This window comes from Thermoactinomyces daqus (assembly GCF_000763315.1).
GTDB lineage: Bacteria > Bacillota > Bacilli > Thermoactinomycetales > Thermoactinomycetaceae > Thermoactinomyces_A > Thermoactinomyces_A daqus.
The window spans coordinates 13,721-25,570 of the sequence record NZ_JPST01000021.1; the positions used below are offsets into that span (position 1 = coordinate 13,721).

13 protein-coding genes and 2 pseudogenes are annotated in these 11,850 nt (G+C 47.5%); 9 read left to right on the plus strand and 6 right to left on the minus strand.

Annotated elements, in window-relative coordinates; all coding sequences use genetic code 11:
- Nucleotides 1-157 precede the first annotated feature (157 nt).
- The 7 genes from JG50_RS0110005 (at nucleotide 158) to JG50_RS0110035 (ending at nucleotide 4,773) form a co-directional block, all read left to right on the plus strand.
- Entirely contained in the window at nucleotides 158-574 is a 417-nt protein-coding gene (locus JG50_RS0110005) for a YlbF family regulator (RefSeq protein WP_232330819.1), read from the plus strand.
- Between the two features lie 165 nt (nucleotides 575-739).
- Nucleotides 740-985, plus strand: coding sequence for a YlbG family protein (locus tag JG50_RS0110010; RefSeq protein WP_033100993.1), 246 nt, complete (start codon nucleotides 740-742; stop codon nucleotides 983-985).
- Between the two features lie 107 nt (nucleotides 986-1,092).
- Complete coding sequence (locus tag JG50_RS0110015; RefSeq protein WP_033100994.1) at nucleotides 1,093-2,313, plus strand: MFS transporter; 1,221 nt, start codon at nucleotides 1,093-1,095, stop codon at nucleotides 2,311-2,313.
- A gap of 87 nt (nucleotides 2,314-2,400) precedes the next feature.
- Complete coding sequence (locus JG50_RS0110020; protein WP_033100995.1) at nucleotides 2,401-2,934, plus strand: zinc ribbon domain-containing protein; 534 nt, start codon at nucleotides 2,401-2,403, stop codon at nucleotides 2,932-2,934.
- Between the two features lie 18 nt (nucleotides 2,935-2,952).
- Nucleotides 2,953-3,330 carry a YkvA family protein gene (locus JG50_RS0110025; RefSeq protein ID WP_052154182.1) on the plus strand — a complete coding sequence of 126 codons (378 nt, stop codon included), beginning with the start codon at nucleotides 2,953-2,955 and terminating at the stop codon, nucleotides 3,328-3,330.
- A 369-nt stretch (nucleotides 3,331-3,699) separates the two neighbouring features.
- Complete coding sequence (gene minD / locus JG50_RS0110030) at nucleotides 3,700-4,491, plus strand: septum site-determining protein MinD (protein ID WP_033101156.1); 792 nt, start codon at nucleotides 3,700-3,702, stop codon at nucleotides 4,489-4,491.
- Nucleotides 4,492-4,527: 36 nt separating this feature from the next.
- Entirely contained in the window at nucleotides 4,528-4,773 is a 246-nt protein-coding gene (locus tag JG50_RS0110035; RefSeq protein ID WP_033100996.1) for a hypothetical protein, read from the plus strand.
- A gap of 30 nt (nucleotides 4,774-4,803) precedes the next feature.
- Here JG50_RS0110035 and JG50_RS0110040 read toward each other — a convergent pair whose 3' ends face one another.
- Nucleotides 4,804-5,646, minus strand: a complete 843-nt coding sequence (locus JG50_RS0110040; protein WP_033100997.1) for a hypothetical protein — start codon at nucleotides 5,644-5,646, stop codon at nucleotides 4,804-4,806.
- Between the two features lie 299 nt (nucleotides 5,647-5,945).
- Here JG50_RS0110040 and JG50_RS0110045 point away from each other — a divergent pair, with 299 nt between their 5' ends.
- Nucleotides 5,946-6,377, plus strand: a complete 432-nt coding sequence (locus JG50_RS0110045; protein WP_033100998.1) for a hypothetical protein — start codon at nucleotides 5,946-5,948, stop codon at nucleotides 6,375-6,377.
- A 44-nt stretch (nucleotides 6,378-6,421) separates the two neighbouring features.
- On the opposite strand, the gene JG50_RS0110050 is transcribed toward JG50_RS0110045, so the two are convergent.
- Entirely contained in the window at nucleotides 6,422-6,640 is a 219-nt protein-coding gene (locus JG50_RS0110050; protein ID WP_033100999.1) for a hypothetical protein, read from the minus strand.
- An 11-nt stretch (nucleotides 6,641-6,651) separates the two neighbouring features.
- A complete protein-coding gene (locus JG50_RS20075) occupies nucleotides 6,652-6,807 on the minus strand; it encodes a hypothetical protein (protein ID WP_160173845.1) in 156 nt (51 codons plus the stop codon).
- A 301-nt stretch (nucleotides 6,808-7,108) separates the two neighbouring features.
- Between JG50_RS20075 and JG50_RS20080 the strand changes: the two genes are divergently transcribed.
- A complete protein-coding gene (locus tag JG50_RS20080; protein ID WP_160173846.1) occupies nucleotides 7,109-7,276 on the plus strand; it encodes a hypothetical protein in 168 nt (55 codons plus the stop codon).
- A gap of 104 nt (nucleotides 7,277-7,380) precedes the next feature.
- On the opposite strand, the gene JG50_RS0110060 is transcribed toward JG50_RS20080, so the two are convergent.
- The 3 genes and pseudogenes from JG50_RS0110060 to JG50_RS0110070 all read right to left on the minus strand — a co-directional run.
- Nucleotides 7,381-8,619: a YeeE/YedE family protein gene (locus tag JG50_RS0110060; RefSeq protein WP_370589194.1), complete on the minus strand. Its 1,239-nt coding sequence runs from the start codon at nucleotides 8,617-8,619 to the stop codon at nucleotides 7,381-7,383.
- A gap of 177 nt (nucleotides 8,620-8,796) precedes the next feature.
- A pseudogene (helD, locus tag JG50_RS21085) lies at nucleotides 8,797-11,152 on the minus strand (RNA polymerase recycling motor HelD).
- A gap of 343 nt (nucleotides 11,153-11,495) precedes the next feature.
- Nucleotides 11,496-11,846, minus strand: a pseudogene (locus JG50_RS0110070) (manganese catalase family protein); the annotation flags it as partial.
- Nucleotides 11,847-11,850: the final 4 nt, after the last annotated feature.

The following is an 11,850-nucleotide window of genomic DNA, read 5'->3' on the forward strand; positions in this document are numbered from 1 at the left end:
GGATTTGTCCCTTTGCGTGCTTGTGAAATGTGAGCTGTCCGGCAGTTGGCAGGTTGCCGTTCATGGCCGGGCAGGGAAGCCGTTCTATTTTTTCCTTCTGCCAAACAGTGGGATTCATCCGGAAACTGCTATACAATAAAGGTGGAGGGAATCGATGATGAATACACTGGACATGACGGAAATATTGCTGGCAGCCTATCGTTTGGCAGATCAGATAAATAATTCCCAAGAAGTGCAGCATTACCTGGAATGCAAAAAGAGGATGGAAGAGGATCCGGAAGCGCAAAAAATGATCAGGGAGTTTCAGAAACTGAAAGACCGATACGAAGAAGCACAGCGCTTTGGCATTTTTCATCCCAATTATCATGAAGCTAAGGAGGCGGCGCTTTCTTACCAGAAGAAACTGCGCCAGTACCCCGTTGTTCGCGACTGTTTCGAAGCGGAAGAACGATTGGATCAATTGCTCCACGCGGTTTCCCTGACGATCGCCCGCTCAGTCTCCCCGTCGATCAAGGTTCCGGGCAATGATCCCGAACCGGGTGTAAAGAAACTGCGGCGCGCATGCGGCCGGTAAATGGCCGCTCCTGTTCACCTGTCCATTCTAATTTTGGTGGTCTGTTGATTGAATTCCGTTTTCCGGAATGGTACGATAATATTGGGTGAATTTTTCGCCTGTTACCCCAAACCAACGTGTAAGCGCCCTTTCGGACATGTTTTTAGAAAAGGAGCTACAAAATCAATGGATATTGTGGAAAGATTAGGTTTAGCTGTTTGGGTAAAAGATTTAAAAGCAGCTCGTTCGTTGGGACGCCTGGGAAATATTCATTATATCTCCAAACGATTAAAATATGTTTATCTTTATGTGGACGGAAAGACGTCAGACCAAGTGATCCGCCGGATCGAGAAACTGCCGTTTGTTAAACGCGTGGAACCGTCACAGCGCATGAACATTTCGCTTGAGTTCAGCAGGCCGGTTCATTCGTAAAGGCCTGATAAATTTGTTGATAACTGCCAACTCCAAAGGCAGTTTTTTTTCTTTTGATATTTCGTTCACCGAAATATATAATAGTGACTTGAGGAGATGAAGGTTCCATGGCCTGGTGGAAAAGAAACCTATATATTTTGATGGTGTCGCAGTTTCTCGTGATGAGTGCCATTTCCATGATTATGCCCTTTTTGCCGCTTTATCTGCAGCAAATGGGGCTAAAGGATCCGAAGACCGTTCAGCTTTGGGCGGGCTTCATTTTTGGAGTCAACTTTTTATCCCAATTTATTGTCGCGCCGATCTGGGGGAGTCTGGCTGACCGTTACGGGCGCAAGCCGATGATTCTCCGCTCGGGGTTTGGGATGGCGGTGACCATCTTTTTGCTGGGATTGGCCACCTCACCCATCCAGCTCTTTTTCCTGCGCATGCTCAACGGGATGATTTCGGGCTTTATTCCGGCCTCGATATCTCTGATGGCCACCAATACACCGAAAGAAAAAGTGGGCTACGTATTGGGGATGATGCAGGCCGGGCAAGTGGCCGGTTCAATCCTGGGGCCGTTTATCGGCGGCCTGTTGGCAGAATTGATCGGTTACCGCGATATTTTCTTCCTGACTTCGGCAGTCCTGGCCATTGCCAGCTTTGTGGTTCTCTTCCAGGTGAAAGAAGAGTTCCAGGCAAGTCCGAAACAGAAAAATGAAAGCTTCTTTAAAGACGGAGCCTTCATTTTGCGGCAGCAACCGCTGCTGATTTTGTTTTCTGTTGGGATGCTGTTGCAATTTGCCATGATCGGTCCGTCGCCGCTCATGTCTTTGTTCGTTGAAAAGCTGAAGGTTCCGGGAGGCTATATTTCCTTCTTTGCCGGTTTGGTGACGGCGATGACCGGATTTGCCAATATGCTGTCCTCCCCATTCCTGGGCAAATTCGGCGACAGGTTCGGTTCAGAACGGGTTTTGTTTGTCGCTCTGATCGGTGCGGGGATTATCTTTATTCCGCATATGTTCGTACAGAATGTGTGGGAATTGCTGCTCCTGCGCTTCCTGTTGGGGCTGTTCGTCGGAGGATTGCTCCCTTCTCTCAATACCTTGATCCGCAAAAATGCTCCGGAAGAGAAGGTAAGCACCGCGTACGGATTCTACCAGAGTGCGGTAGCCCTTGGAAATATGCTCGGTCCGGTCACCTACGGGATTTTGTCGGGGCCGATCGGTATTCCAGCCACTTTCCTGCTGACGGGAATTCTCCTGCTGTTAAATGCGCTATGGCTCAAGCACGGATTTAAAGAAAAAATGTCGCTGTCGAAGAAAAATTTAATGAAGTCGTCAGCTTGAAGAAGTGTTCACCTGATTTTTGCTTGTGGGCCAGCCGAAGAGTCCTTAAAATAGACATCAGGGATGTCTGGATAAGGAGCGATTCGTTTGAGTTTTTTACAGGATTTGAAACAAAAGCTGGAAAAAGGTGTGGAAACCGCCGGCCAAAAATCGCAAAAAATGATTGAAATCAGCCGGTTAGCTCTGCGTATCAAAGGGAAAAAAGAAGACATTGAACGACAGGTTCAAAAGCTGGGCTGGGAAGTGTATACACACTGGGAAAAGACGGGGGAACTGAGACTGAACGAGTCGATTCATCTTTCGCTTCAGGGAATCCGCAGTCAGCAAGAGCAGCTTTTTGAACTGCAAAAAGAACTGGAAGAAGTGAAAAAGGCTGATATCGTTCCGCGCAGACAGGCAGAGAAAGTGAACCTGGTGATCGCCGAAACGGAAGTGGAAGCTGTACGGCCTGAAGCTGTACGGCCTCATGAGGAAACGATCTTGCTCGGGCCTGTTTCTCCGATTCAGCCGAGCGCCGATGAACGGAAAATCCCTGCGGTTGTCTTTCTTTGCCCGTTTTGCGCCCATCAGGTATCCGATGAGGCCACTTTTTGCAACCATTGCAACGAGAGGTTTTATTGAGCAAAGGAGGCGGATTGATTGCAGGGAAAGAACCGGAAGATCGTCCAAACCCTCAAGAAATTAAAACAGCGTTCGTTAACCGATGAAGGGGAACGGACGGTCCTGGATCAGTTTAATCAAAAAGTGGAGCGCGCCGGTGGCATTGAAGCGTTGATCGAGAAGCTGAAGGTGATGTATCAATATTTTCGGGATCCGCATGTGAGCAAAACGAAAAAGGGACTGGTGGGTGCGGCCCTTTTGTATTTTATTTTGCCGACGGATGTGGTTGCAGACTGGATTCCCGTTGCTGGCTACCTGGATGATATGACGGCAGCCCTCTTAGTTTGGCGTTTGCTTTCGAAGGAACTGGAGCTTTTTGCGCAAAAATCGATCCAAAATGACTCTGCCAAACGGTAAGAAATCAGCTTTTTAGGATAAAGTTGGTAAAAAGCTGATTTCTTACTTTTTTTATTCTTGCGGTTTTGCTACAATAATGGTGAAACTTGTTGAAAACCGCGGGTTTTGGGAAGGTCAACCCTGAATATTTATGTTTTTTGGCACAACTCGGCGAAAAAGACATAGCAGATTCGGGAAGGCGTGAGGACTCTGCCGGCCGACCATTTGGAAAACCGGGAGGTCAGTGAGGTTCCATAACCCGTTGCAACACGATTTCACGGAAAAATGACTGGGGATTATATCACGAAAAAAAGGAGAAACACCGATTTCATCTCGTTTACACATAAGAACAAAAAGAGGGTTAGGAAAGGGGTATCGAGCATGAACCGCATGTCAGTGGCAATTACAGTGACAAGTGGAAAAGGTGGGGTTGGCAAGTCGACCACGGTTGCTTCCCTCGGATTGGGCTTGGCTCAGCTTGGCTACAAAGTCTGCCTGGTCGATACCGATATCGGGCTTCGCAAGCTGGATCTGATGCTGGGCCTGGAAAACCGCATCGTTTACGATTTGGTCGATGTGATCGAAGGAGTCAGCAAATTAAGGCAATCTCTGGTTCGGCACAAGGAATATCCGGATCTTGCCCTGCTCCCGGCGGCACAGACGCGATACAAAGAAGAGGTGACACCTTCGCAGGTGAAGGCTGTCGTCGATGAGCTCCGCAATGAATTTGATTACATATTGATCGATTCCCCCGCCGGGATCGAAGGAGGGTTTCGCAACGCGATTGCCGCGGCTGATCGCGCCATCCTGGTCGTCAATCCGGAAATTCCGTCTGTCCGCGATTCGGATCGGGTGATTGGTCTCCTCGAATCAGCCAATGTCAAAATGATCGACTTGATCGTGAATCGTGTCCAGCCGGGCATGGTGCGTGACGGAGATATGTTGAGCGTTGAGAGAGTGCAAAGCCACCTGGCAATTAATCTTCTGGGAGTGGTTCCCGAAGATAAGCGAATTATTCGCTCCTCCAATACGGGAGAACCAGTCATTCTTGACAGCAAATCGTTGGCTGGAAAAGCATTCAGCAATATTTCGCGCAGACTGACCGGTGAAGACGTACCGTTTTTGGAATTGGATTCTACTACGTTGATCACAAGAATCAAGCGTTTGTTCCACATCGCCTAAACTTGGACAGGGGTGAATCAGGTGGCCTTTTTAAATATGTTTAATCGTGAGAAAGAAGAACCTACCGCCGTAACCGCCGATGACCGTTTGTCATTGGTACTCAGCTATCAACGTTCCGATATCGACGAAAAAAAACTGAAGCAGTTTCGAGCCCGGCTGATTGAATTGTGCGATGACTTCGGTTATGATGTTGTCGGACATGTCGAAGTGATTCCACAGTCAAAAGAGCGTACTACCATCATTAATGCCAGTATTCCGGTACGCTTAAAAGAGCCTCTCTGATGCACGGACCGATCGGGTTCGTGTTTTTTGTCAGATAAACTTGTGATGATGCAGCCTGCGCTCCAAAAATTCAATGATATGCGCCGGAAATGCCTTGTCTTCCGCCAAGGTGAAAATGGCGATGGAAACGCGGGTGCAGCCAAACTTTCTCATCAGCTCGATCAGTTTGCTTCTCGCTTCCCCGCTCGGGCGGCCATAGCGTTCCTCAAATGCTTTTAACAGCATCTCTTCCTCCAATGTAGATGTGCTGGGCTGTTCCCTTTTGCCGGATGAAAGGGAGGAGTCGGGCGTCGAACCGTAGTTATGTAAATGATCGATTGCCGCTGCCAGCTGTTTTTCCGCGGTCGATGCCAGTTCTTTCGGATGGATTGGATACGCTTCATCAAGAGAACGGATCATGGGATGCTGTGAGCCCCATTCATTGAATTTGCGGCGGCGGCGAGGGCGCTCGGCAGGTAAGTGCTTAAACCGCTCCGGATGTTTGCGGCGCAGTGTGTAGATGCGTTGATAGATGGCCCCCTGGGTTCGGGAAAGTTTTTTTTCCAATTCCATGATCGCCGCTGAGAGGGATTTGCCTTCTTCCAAAAATGTATTTACCGTGTTGATCACGATTTCTTCCTCTTCCTCATTCCAACTGTTCAACCGGTTGCTACTTTCCCCTGAATCTTCATAAGAATGGAAACGCTCCGGGTATTCTGATCTCAGCTTACGCGCATGCGACATGATTCCCGAATATCCTCGTTTTAATTGAATCGATAATTCTTTAAGGATTTCACGTTCTCGTTTTCCTTCCTTCAGCCCTTCATTCAGCGCACGAATGATCGTTTCATTTTCTTCTTTTGTATATTTTCCTTTTTTTGTTTCAAAAATCATTCGATAGAAACTCCTTTCTTAAACATAATTATCCTGAAAATCTTTACTTATAAATATAACAGAAAAGACATAATCTTTTCCACTATCCCTCTTAAAAACTTTTTTATTTGATGATATTTACAACGAAAAAGGTCACATTAAAGCGTTAGAATAAGAAAATTTAATGATATGATCATGAAATTATATATTAAATCATTTTCTGGGGAGTGTGTATGAAAAAGCGTATTTTTGACTATAACCCTTATTAAGATCAAAAATTGGATATTTTTGATAGGAAATAGCAGAAAGGGGAGTTATCATTGAACCGTATTTCGGTTAAAGAAATGAGTTCCCTTTTAATGACGCGAATTGCCGTTCCAAAAGCGGCTCAAGCCCGGGAAGAACCTCCTCACCGCGCATGGGGATTAAGGGATCGTGCGGCGATTGTAATTTTATGGGGATTGCTGGTCTATCCGCAACTGGACCCTGATTTGAAACGGGAAAAACGGACTTACTGGGTAAATATAGAGCAACTCACCTGTTTGTTTCGGGATTATGTGGGAGATCGCGAGCAGTGCTTGAAGATACTTAAGCGTTTGCAAAAACATGATTACATACGAATAAAGAGAAATGAGGAAATCATTCCTGGAACCGGTTTGTTCGCTTCGGTCGATGCCGCCAAAATGTACCGCTATTTTCGCGCTTCCGTATTGGCCAGAAAAATGTTTCAGCTTGAGAAGCCGCAGGAATAAATGAAAACCCCAGTTCCTTTCAATACAATTTGAAAGGGTTGGGGTTAATCAAATTTCAAAGATTCCAGGAACCGTCGCAACGTCTTTCGCTGATCCGGTGATAGTTCCATGGCGACATGAATAAGATGCTGAATGTCGTCAGGTAAATGATGGATAAATTGTTGCTGCTGTCCGAGTTGATTGATCAATTGTTCAATCAGATTCCGGGATTCGTTGATATGTTTGTAGGTTTGGATTAAGAGCTTTTCTGTCGGTTGACTCATCGCGGCTCATCCTACTCTTTATCGGAATGGAGTAATTGGTCAATTTCCTTTTGAATTCGCATGAGCTCCTCGTGGGTTAACTTATGGAGATCACGGATCATCATTTCCAGTTTCATCGACCGAAATTCTTCCAAAAAAGATGGCATGTATTGAGGATTAACAGACACAGAAAAAACTCCTTTCGCCCTGTGATTCTGCCAATAGTTGATTGTCTGATCGGCCGCCAGGAGATGCTCAAGGTAGACTTCCTTCATTTTATCAAAAATTCGACGCGGGTCAATGTTGATAAAAGGAAGTATGCTCCAGTTTTTGTCAGTTTTTTGACTCAGATTCGCCGTTTTACAATTTTTCAGCAAATATTTTTGCGCGTTGGGACAATTTTTTTGGGTTTAGATTGAAATCTATCAGGGTAACTATTCTCCGAACGAGCATTTTGATATCAATTTAAAAGAATTGAGGTGCTTCGTTATGTTAGAGCAGTTAAAAGCACTGGAAGAACGGCTCTGTTCCGTTAAGCAAGAATATTTATTGGCGAAAGAACGTCACGAATTTTTGGCGCAATACGACCTTTATGAAGAATTGAAACAATTGAACAAAAAGCGCCGTGAGCTAAAAATGAAACTTGGATTAAATTGAAATAGATAAACGATAAAAAGAAAGGTTTTCTGTCTTCAACATGAAGAAAAAACCCCAGGCCGTTGCGGTATGCAAGCCTGGGGTTTGTATCATTGTATTTCGTTTCAGCAAAATGAATCGCTCTGTTTCGGGTTTTTTAATCCGAACAGAGGACGCAGTTTCAGGCCGGCATAGGTTCCTAGAAGAGCAAAAATGGCCCAAATCCATCCGTGCAGACTGAAAGAGGCGATGCCGCTGAAATAGGAGCCGATATTGCACCCGTAGGCGAGTCGTGCTCCATAGCCCATCATGATCCCGCCGATCAGCGAAGCGAGATGGATTTTGAACGGGATTTTTTGCACTTTGAACGTACCGCTTGCCGCTGCGGCAAAAAAGGCGCCGATGATAATGCCGAAGTCCATCAGGGATGTTTTATCCGCCAGAATCGGGCTTTGCAGCGCCTTTGCTTTGGCACCGGACCAGTAAACCCAGGAAGAGACGTCCACACCGAAGGATTGCAGGATTTTGGAACCCCATAGAGCGAACGCGGAGGTAATGCCCCAGGGTTGGCCGCTGATGAACAAGGTAAGTGCGTTCAAAACAGCCAGCACGATGGCTGAAACCCAGAGCGGCCATGATCCGCGGATAATTCGTTTCCAGCCCTGAGCGGTTGGCACCGGTTTACGGGGCGGCGGATTTTTCCTTTTGGCAATCCAATAGGTGAAGAGGACGATGCCAGCAAACAGAATCAGTTGCAGAAGAGCGGCTCCTCCGTAACCCAGACCTGTGGATGTTGCCAGCGAGACGGGCGGAAGAGAGGGCAGGTCTTTGGACCAGAACTGCCAGTGATAAGCCGCCCAAACCGAACCGGCAATGAAACCGATCAAGGTTAAAATGAAAGACGGAGTCCCGCCGCTGACACGATAAAGGCAGCCGGAGGCACATGCCCCGCCCAATTGCATTCCGATTCCGAATAAAAATGAACCGAAAACGAGGCTGATTCCGATCGGTTCCACATTTCCTTGCGGAGCTGCTCCGGTCAGGGTCGTGCCGGTCGAGAAAATGACAGCGAACAATACGCTGGCGATCGCCAGCATAAGCATATGTGCGCGCAATCCCTGCCCTTGTCCGACGGATAATAGTTCGCGGAAAGCGGAAGTAAAACCGAACCGCGCGTGGTAGAGCGCAACACCGAGCAAAACGCCGATGATGAATAATAATTCCTTTTGCCAGCCGTACCTGTACACGAAAGCTCCCAAGACAATAAAGGCAAGGATCGCAATCCAAACGAGCGGAGCTTTCAGTCCGGGCAGGCGCGAGTGGATGGATGGTGCTGATTTTAGGGAAGTTTGCGGCATTGACATATTTTCTCACCCTTTCCGATCAAGATAGTTGGTTTAAGAGGATAAAAAAAGCGACGAACCATTCCATCGCAGGTTGAAATATGCAATTGGATATTTTATTTTAACATGTATTTACATAATAAGAAAAGAGTGTTGTGGAAAAGCAGGCTCCTCTTTGAAGCAAGGGAGCCTGCTTTTTTATGCCTTAATGCGCAGATCATAAGTTTCCGGCGACGCATCGAGGATAAAGGGGCTGGGCTTGCCGGGTGTGAAAAGATGCAGTTCATGCATGGCCCGAGTGCACGCGGTGTAAAAAAGTTTTCGCACGCTTTCGGCATGATATTGTTGTTCGGAAGCGTTCCAGATGATGACCGCATCGAATTCGATCCCTTTGGCCAAATAGGAGGGGATGACGATGATTCCGGGCTTGAAGGCGGCAGTTTCCTCACGGATGAGTTGGATGTCAAAGTGCGGTTTGAGCGACTGATAAATCTCTTGGCATTCGGCGGCTGTTTTTCCGATGACAGCGATAGTCTGATGCTGTGCCAACAGAAGTTCCCGGATTTGTGTTCGGACCGCTTCCCGAAGCGCAGCCTTGTCAGCCAGTTGGGTGACTGTCGGTTTTTTTCCGGCCCGATTGAAAGGAACGATGGCCTCGCCTCCGGGAATCATCGCCCGGGTGAATTCCACGATCGGCCTTGTTGATCTGTAGGTCCGGTTCAGCACAATGGTCTCGATTTCCTCCCCGTCCGACAGGAAAGTTAAACTTTGGAAAGTTTCCAGTTCACTGTCAGTGTGAGAAAAGATGGCCTGTTTCAAATCCCCGAGTATGGTCATTTTGCTCAGGGGAAACAGTTTTTTCAAATAGGCGAATTGAAACGGGGAATAGTCTTGCGCTTCATCGATAAAGAGATGTTTGACGGAGCGGTTGACATGAAACCCTGACAATTGTTCCCTGAGATAGAGAAAAGGGGTTTGATCTTCGTAAGCCAGGGTTCGCTTCTGCAATCGACTGGACGTTTGCCGGCAAATCTCCGTCCAGTGCCGCGGGGGCTGAAAGTCGGGCCAAAAGCAGCGGACATATTCCGGGTCTGTGAATAACTGTCTGTAAATATCAAGGAAGCGAACGAACTGCAGTTGTTTGATCGATTTGCGCAAGGGTTTGAAATGTTGGTCGACCACCCGGGTGGACAACAGTTCCTCTTCGCGCTGAAAGTCATCAAACGTATCTTCGCTGTAACGTTTGGCCTGTTGCAAACGGTTATAGGCTTTTTGGTATTCCTCCTGGCTCATGTAGTTGATTTCTTCTTGCACCCAGGGTTTGTGCCGTTCCTCTTTCGCCTTTTCCGCCAATGCGGCGAGCAGCTGTTCCGCTACCAACTGCAACCGGTTGGGAATGGGCAGCTTCGGATCCAGTGAGGTGAAATGCTCGTTGATCTTCGTTTTGGGAATAATGATTTCGCCGCGTAATTTCACATCCCGGAACAGCAGATCGGTTTGGCCGAGATGGGAAACATAGCGGTCAATCAATTCCATAAACTGGAGCGACGACTTGAAGCGAATCCCTGCCATCCGGGCGGCATAGCCGGGCTCGCCTTCCTTGGTCAGGATGTATTCCATCAGTTCGAACGGGGTTTCCAGACGGAACGAATGCCCCAGACGCTTCTCCAGCAGTTCCGGAAATGTGGTTTGTGCCATGTTTTCTTCACCCAGTTCGGGGAGAACCGTAGAAACATAACTGGAACAGGGGATTGGGGGAGAACAGGACGATCTGTTCCGGACGCAAGTGATCACGATACCGATACAGGAGGTAAGCAACCCGTTGCAAGGCAGCCGAAGTTTTTCCGCTTCCCGCCGCACCTTGAACAATCAGGAGCCGGCTCCGTTCATTGCGGATGATGCGGTTTTGTTCTTTCTGGATGGTGGCGACGATGCTTTTCATCTGATGATCGGCTTGCTTGCCCAGCACTTCCTGTAAAAGCTCATCTCCGATGATGACACCGGTGTCGAACATCGCTTTGATCTCCCCGTCCCGGATGAGGAACTGTCGCTTGAGTTCCATCGTGCCTTTCAGGATGCCTCCGGGTGTTTCATATTGGGCAGGCCCGGGGGAAAAATCGTAATAAAGGCTGGAAATCGGGGCACGCCAGTCATAGACGAGAAAACGGTTGTTCTCGTCTTGGAACGACCCGATGCCGATGTATACACGATCGGTTTCGTTTTCTCCATCTTCGCGGAAATCGATGCGCCCGAAATAGGGGGAGTAACATAGCCGCTTCAGCTTATCCAGTTCCTTTTGCATATGCTGGTGCGACCGCTCTCTTTGTCCCGGCACTTCAGCTTGCTGCTTGATGGCTGTTGCTGTTTCCAATGCTTCCTCCGGGTCGTCGAAGTTAACCCGCACATCATCCCAAAAACCTTTACGGATTTCCACCACATTGGACTTAACCTGATCCATTTGTTTTTTCAGAAGCCGGAGGCGCTGTCCGGCTTTCTCTGCAACATGGCGGACACGTTTTTGTTCGGCTCTCAATTCTTGCTCGTGTTTGTCCATTTTTTCTTTCCTTTCTCTAACCTTTTTAGCCTTGACACAGCAGATTTTATATATTATAATGTATATTGGGTTTTTATTGTTTTTGCATTTCGTTGTTACCTTTTTATTATAGGATGAATGGAAGGGCAAATCAAGGGAATGCCGTAACTTGTTTATTTACTGAATATTATGATATCATGACTGCTAATACTGACCTGTGATGAATGAAAGCAATCGCCTTTAATGTCAGTTGGCCAAAAATGAATTGGTGGACCGGATGATTTTGCACGATGAAATCAGAACACAACAAATCCCCATCCACATAACGGATGGGGATTTCTTTTGAACCTGTGTGCACAGGAACCTAAAAAAACTTTTTCTGCCCCTGATACTCCTTAATCAGCTCTACTGCTTCGCGAAAACGTTGCGAGTGAACCACTTCGCGTTCCCGTAAAAACTTGAGAGCGTCGTTGATATCCGGATCATCCGAGATGTCGATCAACCACTGATAAGTGGCCCGCGCCTTTTCCTCGGCCGCAATATCTTCGTACAAATCGGCGATCGGATCGCCTTTGGCCTGGATGGTGGCTGTCCAAGGGGTGCCGGCCGCATTGTGGTAAAAAAGCGAATAGCCGTGATCGACAAAATGCTCTCCCAATCCCGCCTCCCGCAATTGCTCGGGCGTTGCATCTTTCGTGAGTTTATTGACGTATGTACGA